Source organism: uncultured Shimia sp. (assembly GCF_947493595.1).
Taxonomy (GTDB): Bacteria; Pseudomonadota; Alphaproteobacteria; order Rhodobacterales; family Rhodobacteraceae; genus Shimia.
Genome location: NZ_CANLRL010000002.1, coordinates 565,128 through 579,411, shown reverse-complemented (window position 1 = coordinate 579,411; position 14,284 = coordinate 565,128). Strand labels below are relative to the sequence as shown.

General features: G+C 58.4%; 13 protein-coding genes. 3 read left to right on the top strand and 10 right to left on the bottom strand.

The window, feature by feature from the left end:
- The first annotated feature begins 59 nt into the window (after nucleotides 1-59).
- Complete coding sequence (locus Q0955_RS08310) at nucleotides 60-968, top strand: rhodanese-related sulfurtransferase (protein ID WP_299422923.1); 909 nt, start codon at nucleotides 60-62, stop codon at nucleotides 966-968.
- A 53-nt stretch (nucleotides 969-1,021) separates the two neighbouring features.
- Here Q0955_RS08310 and Q0955_RS08305 read toward each other — a convergent pair whose 3' ends face one another.
- The 8 genes from Q0955_RS08305 to Q0955_RS08270 are packed head-to-tail and all read right to left on the bottom strand — an operon-like array spanning nucleotide 1,022 to nucleotide 8,799.
- Nucleotides 1,022-1,498 (bottom strand): class I SAM-dependent methyltransferase, encoded by a 477-nt coding sequence (locus Q0955_RS08305; protein WP_299422920.1) that lies wholly within the window; start codon nucleotides 1,496-1,498, stop codon nucleotides 1,022-1,024.
- The gene (locus tag Q0955_RS08300) at nucleotides 1,495-2,250 is read right to left on the bottom strand and encodes a polysaccharide deacetylase family protein (protein ID WP_299422918.1); all 756 of its coding nucleotides are present in this window, start codon (nucleotides 2,248-2,250) and stop codon (nucleotides 1,495-1,497) included. The genes Q0955_RS08305 and Q0955_RS08300 overlap by 4 nt, the downstream gene beginning before the upstream one ends.
- Nucleotides 2,247-3,389, bottom strand: coding sequence for a glycosyltransferase (locus tag Q0955_RS08295; RefSeq protein WP_299422915.1), 1,143 nt, complete (start codon nucleotides 3,387-3,389; stop codon nucleotides 2,247-2,249). The genes Q0955_RS08300 and Q0955_RS08295 overlap by 4 nt, the downstream gene beginning before the upstream one ends.
- The gene (locus tag Q0955_RS08290) at nucleotides 3,386-3,973 is read right to left on the bottom strand and encodes a histidine phosphatase family protein (RefSeq protein WP_299422912.1); all 588 of its coding nucleotides are present in this window, start codon (nucleotides 3,971-3,973) and stop codon (nucleotides 3,386-3,388) included. Before Q0955_RS08290 ends, Q0955_RS08295 begins: the two co-directional genes overlap by 4 nt.
- Nucleotides 3,970-5,049, bottom strand: coding sequence for a glycosyltransferase family 4 protein (locus tag Q0955_RS08285; protein WP_299422910.1), 1,080 nt, complete (start codon nucleotides 5,047-5,049; stop codon nucleotides 3,970-3,972). Before Q0955_RS08285 ends, Q0955_RS08290 begins: the two co-directional genes overlap by 4 nt.
- Nucleotides 5,050-5,053: 4 nt before the next feature.
- Nucleotides 5,054-6,292 carry a glycosyltransferase family 4 protein gene (locus Q0955_RS08280; RefSeq protein WP_299422907.1) on the bottom strand — a complete coding sequence of 413 codons (1,239 nt, stop codon included), beginning with the start codon at nucleotides 6,290-6,292 and terminating at the stop codon, nucleotides 5,054-5,056.
- Entirely contained in the window at nucleotides 6,289-7,494 is a 1,206-nt protein-coding gene (locus Q0955_RS08275; protein ID WP_299422904.1) for a glycosyltransferase, read from the bottom strand. The genes Q0955_RS08280 and Q0955_RS08275 overlap by 4 nt, the downstream gene beginning before the upstream one ends.
- Nucleotides 7,495-7,527: 33 nt before the next feature.
- A complete protein-coding gene (locus Q0955_RS08270; RefSeq protein WP_299423221.1) occupies nucleotides 7,528-8,799 on the bottom strand; it encodes a nucleotide sugar dehydrogenase in 1,272 nt (423 codons plus the stop codon).
- 202 nt (nucleotides 8,800-9,001) lie between these two features.
- Between Q0955_RS08270 and Q0955_RS08265 the strand changes: the two genes are divergently transcribed.
- Both Q0955_RS08265 and Q0955_RS08260 read left to right on the top strand, forming a co-directional pair.
- On the top strand, nucleotides 9,002-11,353 hold the full coding sequence (locus Q0955_RS08265; RefSeq protein ID WP_299422902.1) for a mechanosensitive ion channel domain-containing protein: 2,352 nt from the start codon (nucleotides 9,002-9,004) through the stop codon (nucleotides 11,351-11,353).
- A 180-nt stretch (nucleotides 11,354-11,533) separates the two neighbouring features.
- Nucleotides 11,534-12,067 carry a J domain-containing protein gene (locus tag Q0955_RS08260; protein ID WP_299422899.1) on the top strand — a complete coding sequence of 178 codons (534 nt, stop codon included), beginning with the start codon at nucleotides 11,534-11,536 and terminating at the stop codon, nucleotides 12,065-12,067.
- A gap of 34 nt (nucleotides 12,068-12,101) precedes the next feature.
- Here the strand turns inward: Q0955_RS08260 and Q0955_RS08255 are convergent, their stop codons facing one another.
- Both Q0955_RS08255 and Q0955_RS08250 read right to left on the bottom strand, forming a co-directional pair.
- A complete protein-coding gene (locus Q0955_RS08255; RefSeq protein WP_299422896.1) occupies nucleotides 12,102-13,253 on the bottom strand; it encodes an ABC transporter permease in 1,152 nt (383 codons plus the stop codon).
- Nucleotides 13,250-14,278, bottom strand: a complete 1,029-nt coding sequence (locus Q0955_RS08250; RefSeq protein ID WP_299422894.1) for an ABC transporter permease — start codon at nucleotides 14,276-14,278, stop codon at nucleotides 13,250-13,252. Before Q0955_RS08250 ends, Q0955_RS08255 begins: the two co-directional genes overlap by 4 nt.
- Nucleotides 14,279-14,284: the final 6 nt, after the last annotated feature.

Sequence of the window (14,284 nt, the reverse complement as noted above, 5' to 3'; positions counted from 1 at the left end):
CAAAACGCCACAGGGGGGTGAGGCTTGATAGACCTATAAAATAGGCGTAATGGGGCGTTATGTTTACAGTCTGCGCTCTCTATCACTTCACCACGTTTGACAACCACGAGGCCCTGCGGGCGCCTTTGCTGGACTTCTGTCAGAAGCACGAAATCACCGGCACTTTGCTGTTGGCCCATGAGGGCATCAACGGTACCATCGCTGGTCCGCGCGCTGGCATTGATGCGGTGATTGCCTACATTCAAAAACTGCCCGGCTGCGCCAACTTTGAGTGGAAGCTGAGCACCGCGGCGGAAAAACCGTTCCCGCGCATGAAGGTGAAACTCAAAAAAGAGATCGTGACGCTGGGCCAACCCAATGTCGATCCCACCGCGCATGTTGGCAACTACGTGAACCCGGAAGACTGGAACGAGTTGATCCAATCCCCTGACGTGGTCACCATCGACACGCGTAATGACTACGAAGTGGCCATTGGCACCTTCCAGGGCGCGATTGACCCGGAAACCGCGACGTTCCGTGAGTTCCCGGCGTGGTGGGAAGAAAACAAAGAGCGTTTTCACAACAAACGGGTGGCGATGTTCTGCACCGGCGGCATTCGCTGTGAGAAGTCCACCAACTTCCTGATGAGCCAGGGTGTGGAGGACGTCTATCACCTGAAAGGGGGCGTCCTGAAGTATCTCGAAGAGGTGCCGCAGGAAGAGAGCACCTGGGATGGTGAGTGTTTTGTGTTTGATGGCCGTGTGTCGGTTGGACATGGGCTGAAAGAAGGCCCGCACCTGCTGTGTCACGCTTGCCGTCGCCCGATCCTACCTGCGGATCAGGAACGTCCGGAATATGAAGCTGGAGTGAGCTGTCACCAATGTGTCGATGAATATTCCGAAGGTGACAAAGAACGGTTCCGGGAACGTCAGAAACAAATGACTCTGGCGCGTCAACGGGGCGAGCAGCACATCATCGGCTTGGACTAAGCCTTCAAGCACTGAGACAATGAAAAACGCCCGGTCACTGACCGGGCGCTTCTTTATGTTCTGTAGAAATAATACCGCTCTGGCGCCACGGTTTTTGGCCCCCGCACCTGCTCAAATCCAACCAGCGGCTGACCAGAGACCAGCACACCACCCGGCAACATGATCTCTTTGACCATGGCAGACAGCCGCGCCGCCTCGGCCACGTCTTTCTCTTTGTCGCCAAAGCCAAAGTCATAATGCGCCATGGCCACTTTGGTGCCGTCCGCCGCCATCTTTTTGAGCATCTCCTCGGCCTCACCCTGCAGGAAATCCTCCTCAGGTGGCACACAGGAATGGTGACAGTTCAACGCGCGGTCAATCACCCAGATGCGCCGCTCCGGCGCAATCTCGCGAATGTGGTCATAGGTGCGGCCATTGCCCAGCCCCATGTCGAGGAAATCGCCCTTGAGGCTGTCCACCATGGTGTTGCCCCACTCCAGCCCATCGGCCTGCGCTGCCAAACGCCGCATCATGCTGTTCAAACGGCTCATAGATTGCCCTTTCCATCGTGGCGATAGAGCCGCACCGGCCCCTCGCAAATTTCCAGCAAAAACTGCCGCGAAAACTCCCAGATATCGGCGTCATGCACAAGGTGGTGCGTGAGATATCCCAAGGGTTCTTGAATGTCCGTGAGGCCCGCGCGGCGGTCTTGCAACAGCGTGACTATTTGAGACACCAAAGTCTCCACATCCACCAAGCCTCTGTGTCCCCGCCAAAAAATCGGATCAATATGGGTGTTGATCTGCGCCACTCCGGGGGCGGCCAGTGCGGTTTTGCGCGGATTGTAGGTTGATACCGCGTCAAAACCCGCGTCGGCCAGCCCGGCCACAACATCGGGCGCAATCCGGTTCCACGGCGGCACAAACATCGGCGCCAACTTGACGCCAAACAGGGCGCGAAGTCGACCAAGACCTTGAGAGGCGTCCGCCAGTGCCCCGCTAGCTGGGCGCCCCACCCCAAACTCGGCGTTTTTGACGCCCTCCGGCGTGTGGCTGACATGCGCCCAGCCATGCACAACCGGCACAAAACACTCTGGCAGGTCTCGCGCCAAAGCCTCGGTTGCGTCTTTGGGTATGATCGCCAAATGCACCGGGACTTCTGTTGCCGTGCTCAATGACGCAAGCTGATCAAGCGCCTCAGTCGGGGCAACCGCGTCGTCATCCCGCCACCAAAAGGGCAGTTCCAGCCCGTCCGCGCGCCACTGCGCCAGTTCCGTCCGGAGCGGCGTCCAGTCAATCCTCACCTGCGCAGCTCCGCCAGCATGTCTTGGGCGATGCGCACGCTCTCCGTCGCGCCGTTCATGCGCAGGCCGGACGGGCTGCGCCGGTCCTTGACGGCCACACGCTTGATCTCCGCCATCAGGCTTTGTGGGGTCAGATCGGTGGCGCTGAGCACCTCGATGCCTGGCTGCACGGACAAGGCCCGCGCGCGTAGGGTTTGCTCAACTTCGCCACCATCATCAAACGGCACAAACACCGCTGGCACGCCGGTTTGCAGCACGTCGAGCGCGGTGTTGTAGCCGCACATGCTGACCGAGGCGGTCACATGGTGCAGCATTTGCCGGAAATCAGACCGCACCGGTTCAATCTTGATCATCGGATCACCCGCCAGCGTTTTAAGCTCCGCAATCCGCGCCTCGGCATTGGCGCCGCCCACCAACAGACGCCAGCGCAACGGGCTGCGCTTGGCGGCTTTGATCGCACATTCAAACAATGTCTGCCCGACAGCACCACCCCCGGCGCTGACCACAATTTCACCGGCGCCAACATTGTCCGGATGCGGTTGTGGCGCAGGCGGCGCCACATAGCCGGTGTAGCGCAACATCGCGGTCACATCGCTGGTTAGGGGCCAGCTCAACTCCAGCTTGGTCAGATCGGGATCAGCATGCACCAGAATGCCATCGTAATACTGCTTGATCACCTCGCGGGCGCGAACGGCTTTGGAGGCTTTGGACGGCGGTGCCAGAATGTCCCGCACCGACGCCAAAACCAACGCACGCTGAGGCAAAGCATGGGCCGCTTCCAACAAGGCCTCAAACTCAGCCGTCAGACTGCGCCGCCCAAAAGGGAACAGCTCGGTGATCACCACATCCGGTGCCATATCTTCCACCGCCTTGACCATCATGGCTTGCCGTTTTGCACGGTAGGCGGCGTCCGCTTCAACACCCAATTCGGTCAACAGCTTGGTGAAATCCACACCATTTGAGGCCAGTGGCGGCAACTGCACCAGCGCAACACCTTTGCTGTCCAAATGCGGCGCAGGCATACCACCTGACAGGACCACCGCTTCATGCCCATCCCGCATAAAGGCACGGGCAAGTGTGAGCGCGCGCGAAAGATGCCCGGTGCCCAGAAGATGGGTGACAGCGATCAAAACTTTCATGCGCTGCGCCTTTCCAACCGCACAATATCAGGGTTTGCCACTTTAACCGTATCCCCCTCAATTTCCACCACAAACAGCCGGTTGCGTTTCACGGCAAAAGGGGCGGGTCCGTCAAAATCCCAGCCGTGTGCTTTGGCCAAAATCATCCGCATGATGCCGATGTGACAGACCGCAATGCAATCGCGCTGCAACCCAAACAGCCAAGGGGCTAAGCGGTCCCAGACCATCTGCGGACTTTCCCCACCGGGTGGCTGATAATCCCAGCCCCAGTGCTCAATGTCGCGAAATCCGTTGCTGGGATCGGCCTTGAGTTCAACGCCCTTTTTGCCCTCCCAGTCACCCCAATCCATCTCGATCAGGGCGTCTACTACCGCAGGCTTGCGCCCGGTGACAATTTCGCCGGTCTCTTGCGCGCGCAGTAGAGGGCTCGCCACCAGATCGGTATTTTCCCAGCCCGCTGGCAGCTTGAACTCCGCCAAGATTTCACGCGCTTCATCGTCCAAAGGAATGTCGGTGCGCCCCTGAATTTGTCCGGCACGGTTCCAATGGGTGTGTCCGTGCCGCAGCATGGCCAATCGGATCATAATGTCTCTTTCATCAATGGGTTCAGCACATCCCACACGGTCCGCCGCGCCGCTTCCAGTAGGTGGCGCTGTTGCACCAGCTCCTGCGCGCCCTGCGCCCGTTGCGTGTGGGTTTCGGCGTCATTCAACACCGACCAAAGCGCCGCTGCAAGCGCCTCCGGTGAGTCATCTGCCACAAGCCCTACTGACGCCACAACATCGCGCACGCCGGGGCGGTTTTGTGCCACTACCGGCACGCCATGTGCCTGTGCCTCAAGATAGACCATGCCAAAGGCTTCGTTCACGCCAGGCCAGAAAAAGACACCTGCGCGGCTGTATGCTTCCGCCATGCCTTCTGCGTCGAGTTGGCCCAAGAACTGCACACGCCCGCCTAATGGCGCCATCAGCGCCTCGACTTCAGCGCGACACGGGCCGTCGCCGGCAATCTCGACCTGCCAATCACCTGTCAGATGCCCCAAAGCCTCCGCGATGATGCTGTATGACGCCAGTTTGTCGCCCTTGCGCATCATGCCTGCCACCAGAACGGTCGGCTGATCTGGCTGCGCTTGGGTTGGCAACGCTTCCTGCGCCAAAAACGGCGGCAGATGGATCAGCTGCTGCCCCTGTTTCAGGTGATCCTGCAACGCCACCGCATCACGCCCCGTGAAGTGAAACAACACATCCGCCGCATCACAGGCCGCCTGTGCTTTTTGCTCAAAGCCATCCCAAGGCCCGCCCAAGCGCTTGCTCGCCCGCGTCGCCTCAAACGACACATAGGGAATTTTCAGGGCCGCGCTCACGGTTGGGCCCAGTAGGTCCGGCGCTTTGTAGTAGCTGTGATAGGTCGCCCACAGGGCCCAGCCCTCGGCCCGCCCCCGCGCAATCAGCGACGGTATCTCCGCCTCTGCTTGTGCCAGCAGTTCCGCCTGCACCGCTGCATCGCCGTATTTGTCGAAGCTGCGCAGCTCAGAGACCAATGTGGGCGCGATGCCAGACCGCCTCAGCAATTGCATCAGATTGCGCGCCATCTGGCGCTCGCCAGATGGCACCGGATGATGCGGTGATTTGAGTGGGGCGTAGAATGCAACCTGCCCCATGAGATTAGGCCTTCGCCGCAGCCGCTTGTAGGCGCGCGTCCAGCTGGGCAATACCCGGCTGCATCAGGAAATGCGCCGTCAACCGTCCATAAGCCGCCTCTGTTAGGCGCTCCCGTAGCCCCGCATCCCGCGCCAATCGCTCCATCGCGGCCGCCAGTGCTTCCGGCGCATCGCTGGACAACACGCCATGTTCGCCATCGGTGATGAATTCCGGGATCGCAGACACCGGCGTGGACAGCAGGCAGAGCTTCTGACTGGCCGCTTCCATCAACACGTTGGGCAACCCGTCACGATCGCCGTCTTCGGCAATCCGGCTGGGCAGCACAAACACATCCGACTGGCGCATGGCCTCAATCACCTCCGGCTGATCACACGCGCCGCGCCAGGTAATCCGATCGGCAACGCCAAGGGTCTCGGCTTGCACCTTCAAAAGGCTGCCATCCCCACCGCCACCAATGTGCTCCCAATGCCAGTCCAGATCATTGGGCAAGAGCGCCAGAGCAGAGATCAGCCGATCAAAGCCTTTCTTCTCCACCAACCGCCCTACGGACAGGAACCGCACACTGTCTTCTTCACGCCGCTGGATGGGCGGCTCCGGAAAGCGGGTCAGGTCCAAGCCGTGATAAACCAGTTCAACTCGATCCGGCCGATCCGCCAGTTCAGCCAAGTGATCCGCGCCCACTTTGGTACAGGTCGCCAGGAACGCGGCACCATAGGTACTCTCCTGCAACTTCTCGCGTTTTTCCCAATCAGGCGACGTCCAGATGTCTTTGGCGTGGGCCGAGACTGACCATGGCATATCGCGCATAATCGCCGCATAACGGGTCACCGAGGCTGGCGTGTGCATGAAATGCGCATAGAGCAGGTCAATGTCGTCCGGCAATTCCCGTGCCAGCACGCAGGCCTGCCCAAAACGGCGCACGCGGTTGCGGGTCAGGTCGCGGCTTAGATCTTTCAGCCAAGCGCCAACAGCGGTCCAGAAACGCGGTTTGAACAGCCCTGCCAACACGCCTTTCAGAACGCGCAGGGGTTCCTGATGCAGATACTCTGGCAGATAATGTACCGGTGCTTGCAGGCGCTCATGTAACGGGTGGCGTTTCTTGTCGGTTGGGAACCGCAGGGACCACATCGACAGGTCATATCCCGTCTCCTCCAGGGCCACAATTTCCTGCGCGATAAATGTCTCAGACAGGCGGGGCCAGCCTTTGACCACCACCGCCACCTTAGGTCTTTCAGAAGTCATGCAGCGCCTTGAGATCGGGCAACGCCAAGCATTGCCAAAGTACGTTCGGAAACCACGTCCAACCCGTCCAGAAGACCGGGCACAAAGGCGTGGCTTGGTTTTGGCTGATCCGGCAGCGCGCGAATGGCGGCGATCATCGCCTGTGGTGTAAAGCCGTCGCGTTGCTCATCCAACATGCGTACAAGGCCAAGGCTTTCCGCACGGCTGGCACGGATGTGTTGCTCCATGCGCGGACGTGTGCGCGGCACAATCACCACCGGTTTATCAAAGGACAGCACCTCGCAGAAGGTGTTGTAGCCGCCCATTGAGACAATCCCCATTGCGCCTTTCATCAGAGTTTCCATGCGGCTGTCAAAGCCCACGGCCTGCACGCGGCCATTGAGTTTGGCCACACGCGCCTCAAACTCAGCACGGACCTCACCGCTCAGAAACGGGCCGTAGACCAACATGGCGCGTGGGGACAAATCTGAGTCCTGCTCATAGGCAGACAACACCAAATCCACCATACCAGCGCCGTCTCCGCCACCGCCCGGCGTGACCAGCACGTAGGGCTGTTCCGGCGTTTCACCTTCACTGAGCGCTTCGCGATGCAGATAGCCGGTGAATTTCATTCGTGACCGGAAGCTTTGCGACAGGTTCAAACCCGCCACCGGATCATAGATCGAACGCAGCCCGTAAACCCAGGTCTCGTCGTAATACGTTTCCGCCGCTTCCAAGGCCCCTTTGCGGTCCCATTCTGCCGCCAGAACGTCGGGATCATCCAGCACATCACGCAAACCCAGCACCAAATGCGCCTTGCGCTTGGCCTTCAGCCATTCCAGCGCGGGCAACAGCTCGCCGCGAAAGCCGGTCGGCTCTTTGTCCACGATCAGAATATCGGGATCAAAATGCTCCACGGTGGCTTTAATCAACCCGGCGCGCAATGCAGTGGTTTCATCAATATGCAGGCCCAGTCGCTCGCTCTCATAATCACCGTCTGGCGTTTTGGTCACGCCTGGTAGGCGAATGTGGTCAACATTGTCCGGAAACGGAAAGCGGCCAGCTACCGGTGAACCAGTCAGGATCAACGCGGAAATTCGGCTGTCAGCCTGTGTGATTGCGGTTGCCAGCGCGCGCGAGCGGCGCAGATGGCCCAGACCATAGGTGTCGTGGCTGTAAAACAGCACGCGCGGCGACGCATTGGCCGCCAGATCACCCGTCATAGAAATCGCCTCGGACACGTCACCCGCCTCGCTCTATAGCCGCCAGTCCGACTCGGACTTCGGCAAAACCCCTTTGATATCGTAAAGCAAAGCATCCGGCTTTCCGAGGGCTCTTATCGCCATGCTGTCCATCTCGCGGAACTGGCGATGCGCAACGGCAACGACTACGGCATCATAAGTGGCATTTTGAGGCTGATCGACCAGCCCAAACCCGTATTCAGCCGCAACAACGTCGGGATCCACCCAAGGATCCCAAACGTCCACTTCTGCTGAATAGCTTTTCAATTCTTCCACGATATCCACCACCCGAGAGTTGCGGGTATCTGCACAGTTTTCCTTAAACGCCAGCCCCATAACCAGCACCCGTGCACCGGAGGCATTGGTGCCCTTGGCCAGCAAGCCTTTGATCAGCTCCTGCGCCACATGGCGCCCCATGGTGTCATTGATGCGCCGACCCGCGAGGATCACCTCCGGACGATAGCCCAGCTGTTCCGCGCGATAAGTCAGGTAGTAAGGATCCACGCCAATGCAGTGCCCGCCCACAAGACCCGGCGTAAACGGCAGGAAATTCCACTTGGTGCCCGCGGCTTCCAACACTTCCAGCGTATCCAAACCCATGCGGGAGAAAATCAGCGAGAACTCATTCACCAGTGCAATGTTCAAATCCCGCTGGGTGTTCTCAATTACTTTGGCCGCTTCGGCGGTTTTGATCGAGCTGGCGCGATGCAGCCCCGCCTTGATCACCGGGCGATAGATTGCATCCACACGGTCCAGTGTCTCGGCGTCCTGTGCCGCAACCACCTTCACAACATGTTCCAGCGTGTGTTCCGCATCTCCGGGGTTCACCCGCTCCGGCGAATAGCCCAGCTTGATGTCCTTGCCCGCCTCAAGCCCGCTGGCCTCCGCTAGGGCCGGTCCGCAGACATCTTCGGTCACACCCGGATACACCGTGCTTTCCAAAATCACCAAGGCACCGGATGTCAGATACGGCGCAATTGTGCTGCACGCGCCCAAAACAGGACCAAGGTCCGGCTCTTTGGCGTCGGTGATCGGCGTTGGCACACCCAGAATAAAGGCCGTACAGCCTGCCAAATCAGATGGGTCGTGGCTAAAAACGGCAGTGCTTTTGGCCAAGGTTTCCGTCGAAACCTCCCCATTTGGGTCACGCCCCATAAGCAGGCGTTCAACCAGCGTGGCATTGGTGTCAAAGCCCACCACATCAAAGCCCGCACGCGCCAGCCCCAAGGCCAGCGGCAGACCTACATATCCCAGCCCCAGAACGGCTATTTTTTCTGTCTTTGTCAGGCTCACGTCGCTCGTGCCTTTGTGAGAATGCGCGTTAATTCCTTGTCAACTCGCGCTATCCGGTTTCCCCGAGAATGTCACCCCCAAAGCGATGCAAGGCAAGCCTGAGACGCGCCTAAATCGCAACGCTCTCTGCTTAACTGTTTTGCGGCACCGGTCACTTCCTGTAAGACCAAGAGACGACGACAGGAAAGACCACCTCATGATCCGACTACTGCTTGCCGTTCTTTCGGTATGTCTCTTTTTGCCTCTCGCGGGACTGCATGCGCAAGACGCGGACGACGGCACCACAAACGACGCCATGTCCCAGCTTGTGCAGCAAGCCAATGAAAACGGCATGACCGTCATCATTCTGGACGGCAACGGCACATCCAAAATGTCCGAGGAGGCAAGCGAAGCCGTGGAGGAGGTCAATGAAACCACTACCATGACCACCGTGATGCGCCTTCAGTGGGAGCTCGAAGGGTTCAACAAGGTGCTGCAGGATCGTATTCAACACCTGCCCGTGGCCATCAATGAAGTGCTGTTTATCCTGCGCGCCTCAAGCCCGGACGGCAGCATTCTGTTCTTTGCAAAACAACTGCTCATCACCCTTGCCTTGCTGGGCGTCGGCATTGTCTTTGAACGGCAGATTTACGGCCGCAGATTAGCTGCGCGCTTTGTCATACCGTTGGTAAAGGAAACCCCTGAAGGCTACACGCAGAAGCTTCCCTTCCTTGTGGTGCGCTTTGCCGCCGGTGTCTTGGGTGTGTTTGTCAGCATGGCGTTTGCCGTGCTGCTTGGCTTCCTGATCTTTGGCACCTCTGACGATACAGCCGTCCGTTTCACCAATGCATCCATTTTTGCGGCCTACGCTCTGTCGCGAATGATCGCGTTGATATGGCGGATGATCTTGTCGCCATATTTGCCGCAATACCGCATCCCACCGTTCTCGACCCCTGACGCAAAGAAACTGCACAGGTGGGTCATGGGCCTGGGCATTGTTGACGTTGTCACCATGATCTTTGGCGAATGGCTCAGCGAGCTGGGGCTGGTCTATGACGTCTCCGCAGTGATGACACTGTTGCTGTCCACCTTGTTTGCGCTTGGTAATATTGCGCTGGTCTTCGCAAACTATCGCGCCATTTCCTACGCCTTGCGCAACGGCCGAGAGGCCAACCGTGTGCCTTTGGCCACCCGCTGGGCGAGCACCTTCTGGGCACCTCTGTTTATCCTTTACGTCCTCTACGGCTGGGCCAGCATGTCCTGGGATCTGATCCTGGGCAACGACACAGGCATTCCTCTGATTGCTGGCGCCTATGCCATTTTGACAGCCGTGATCGTGGTATACGCCACCATCAACTACGGCATCGAACGCTACTTTGAGCGCAATCGCACGGTCAAAGAAATCAATGACGCTGCGGATGCACTGCGTGAGGAAGCCACCGAAGAAGGCCAACTGTCCGAACAACAAGAGGCCGAGCTGTTCAACCTCGAAAACATCATCGATCACCGTCAAATGCACACGTTTGAGGAACTGGCACGCCGGATTTCAGGCGTGTTGGCGCTTGTTGCCGGGCTTTATGCAGCGCTCTACATCTTTGACGCAGACGGCATCATTGACGACGAAATGCTGGGCGGGCGCGTCCTTGATGTGATTGTCATCCTGTTTATGGGATACATTGGCTTTCACGCCTTCCGCATCTGGATCGACCGGCGCATTCGCGAGGAACAAGGCGATCCCGCTGAAGAGGCGGAACTTGGAGATGAGGGTGGCGGGGCCAGCGCGTCCCGTTTGGCAACGCTTTTGCCGCTCTTCCGCAACACTATCTTGTTGGTGATTGTGGTCACCATCGTGCTGATTGTGCTGTTGGAAATGGGCGTCAATGTCAGTCCATTGTTTGCTGGTGCTGGTGTGGTTGGCTTGGCCGTGGGCTTTGGCGCGCAATCCTTGGTACGCGACATTTTCTCTGGCGCGTTCTTTCTGTTTGATGATGCCTTCCGCAAAGGCGAATACATCGACATTGGCTCGGTGAAAGGCACCGTGGAAAAAATCTCTGTGCGCTCTTTTCAACTGCGCCACCACCTTGGCCCGCTGCACACCATCCCATTTGGCGAGATCCAGTATCTCACCAACTACTCCCGCGATTGGGTCATCATGAAGCTCAAGCTGCGCGTGACCTATGACACCGATGTGGAACGGGTGCGCAAGCTGGTGAAAAAACTCGGCGTCGAGCTGCTCGACGATCCGGTGATCGGCCACAACTTCATTCAGCCTTTGAAATCCCAAGGCGTGGTGGAGATGCAAGACAGCGCCATGATCATCCGGGTAAAATTCATGACCAAGCCGGGCGACCAATGGTTGGTGCGCAAAAAGGTCTATCAGGAAATTCGCGAGTTGTTTGCGCGGGAAGGCATCAAGTTTGCCCACCGCGAGGTCACTGTGCGGATTGCCGATGACGCCAACGCCGAGGACCTCACCCCCAAGCAACGTGAAGCCGTTGTCGGGGCCGTGGAGGCAGCCATTGATGAGGACGCCATGGAGGGCGGACCCGAAGGCGGTGACGACCGGTAAGCGCTGGTCACCAAGCCTTTCATCAAACAACCAACAGGGCAGGTGCGGTCAGCACGTGCCCTGTTTCTTTTGGTAAGCCGTTAACCAAAAGCGGCATACTTCTAAACGCGTACTTAAGAAGATACTTAGAATTTTAGCCAAATACTTGATGAATGAAGCTCAAAGGCCCACACTCATCCCATGGCACATGATCTCGCATACGCTTACGACCTCTTACAGGTCACACCCGCCGCTTCTGAAAAAGAGATGCAGGCCGCGTGGCGAAGACTGGCGCGGCGCTACCATCCTGATCTGGCCAAAACCAATCCAAAAGAAGCCGCACGTCACATGAGCGAAATCAACGCCGCTTATGACGTTGTGGCGCACCACCTTGCCCTGCAAGACGCACAGACCGCACCTAAGCCACGTGTCCGTCGTCGCCCGCGCACTGCACGGCAAACCGCGGAATGCCAAGCTTGGCGCCGTCAGCGTGATGCTATGGCGCGCAAGGCGGCCAAAGCTTGGAAAGCGGCTCAAGTCGCAGCGACACCTGAGCGTGTTAAAGTAACTCCGCAGCTGGACGCGCCAAAACCACGTCAGCTCGCCCCCAAGGCCACTGCCAAATGGAACCGTGCGGAGCAATCTCTGATCAACACCGCCCGCGCGGCGTTTGAAGGCAGCCGCAAGACGCTGAGCACAGCCGCAACGCGCCCCGTGCTCTCCGCCTGCCACTAAGGCACACAGTTTTGGAAAGGGCCAAACCGCAGCCTTAACTGCGGTTCGGGTCCATCGCGTCGCGCAAACCATCCCCAAAGAAGTTGAACGCCAGCACCACAATCACAATGGGCAGCATCGGAATCGCCGTCCACGGGTAGATTTCGATAGACGCCAGGTTCTGCGCGTCATTCAGCATCACGCCCCAACTCACCGCTGGTGCCCGCAGGCCAAGCCCAAGGAACGACAGCGCGGTTTCGCCAAGGATCATGGCCGGAATGGATAGCGTTGCGCTGGCAATCAGGTGGCTGAGGAAGTTGGGCAGCAGGTGTTTCTTGATCACGCGGCTGGGTTTCGCGCCCATCATTTCGGCCGCTTTGACAAACTCTTCCTCCCGCAGGCTGAGGAATTTGGAGCGCACCGCACGCGCCAATCCAGGCCAATCGAGTATCCCCAAGATGATCGAGATGATGAAAAACACCGACACCGGCCCCCAATGTGAGGGCACGGCGGCAGATAAAGCCAGCCACAATGGCAATTCCGGCAGGCTGCGCAGCACTTCGATCACCCGGTTGATGATCCAATCAAGGAAACCGCCAAAATAGCCCGCAATTGAGCCCAAGACGATACCAATCACAAAGGACACTGTGATCCCGACAAGGCCAACCGTCAGCGACAGTTGCGCCCCGTAGAAGATACGCGAGAACACATCCCGCCCAAGTCGGTCTGCACCAAACAGGAACAGCGTCGCGCCTTCGGGGGCACAGAACAGGTGGGTGTTGGACGGGATCAACCCGGCCAGTTTGTAATCCGAGCCTTCACAGAAGAACTCCAACATGGCAGGCGTTTCCGTGTCCTGCACATATTTCCAACTGAAAGTCTCCAGATCCATTTCCGCCACGGTTGGGTAAACATGCGGGCCCACAAACGCGCCGTCATGCATAAAATGTATCCGTTGCGGCGGCGCGTAGATGTAGTCTTCCAGCCGCTCATTAGGAGAATAGGGTGCAAAGAATCCGGCAAACGGCAGCGACAAATAAGCCAACAGCAGGAAGGCACCGGAAATCAGGCCCAGCTTGTGTTCCTTAAACCGTAGCCACAACAACCGCGCATTGGACATGTCCAACTCTGCGCTACGTGCCTCTGCGGCCGCTTCGGGGTCGTATGGCGCCTGATCAACATAGCGCCCATCGGGTTGCATGCTCATCGCTCCCGCCCTCCAAATCGAATGCGCGGATCCAGCAGCGCCAGCAACAGGTCAGACACCAAAGTGCCAATCAAGGTCAGCAGCGCCACAAACATCAGCACAAAGGCCGACAGGAACAGATCTTGTGACTTCAGGGCAGACAGCAACAGCGGCCCAATAGTCTGCAAGCCAAGCACCACCGAAACCAGGACCGACCCGGAAATCAGCGAGGGCAGCAGGGTGCCGATATCCGCCACAAACGGGTTAAACGCCACACGCAGCGGGTATTTGGTCAGCATCCGCGGCTCACTCATACCTTTGGCACGGGCAGTCTCCACATAGGGTTTGCCCAACTCATCCAGCAGGTTTGCCCGGAGCCGCTGCATCATCGCCGCCGCGCCGGAGGTGCCAATCACAAAGGTTGGAATGATCAGGTGGATCAACACCGACTTCATCTTGCCAAAGCTCATCGGTTGGCCTTCGTATTGCGGATCCATAAGACCGCCAATCGGCAGATTGAGATAGCGATTGCCGTAATAAAACAAGATCAGCGCCAGCAGGAAGTTTGGCGTAGCCAACCCCAAATACCCAACAAAGGCCGAAGTATAATCCACCCAGGTTTTGGATTTTGCCGCCGCCAGAATGCCCAAGGGCAAGGCCACCGCATAAATGAACAACACCGCCGCGAGGTTGACCAACACGGTCATCCACAACGCGCCGCCCACCAAGTCAGCCACCGGTTTGTCAAACTCAAACGACCAGCCAAATTCCCCCTGCAACAGCCCGGCAAACCCATGCGGCCCCGGCATAAACCCCGCCCAGATCAGGTACTGTTTGTAGAGTGGCTGATCGAGCGAATACTCCGCCCGCAGAAACTCCGCCTTGGCAATGCCGGCGGATTGTCCGGTTGCCCGCAACTCGTTGATCTGGTTGGACAGATAGTCCCCCGGCGGCAGGGTGATGATCAAAAACACCAGCACCGACACCACGACAAGTGTGGCGAGCATGGTCAGGAACCGAAAGACTGCAAACCGCAGCAGGGCCATTCTGCG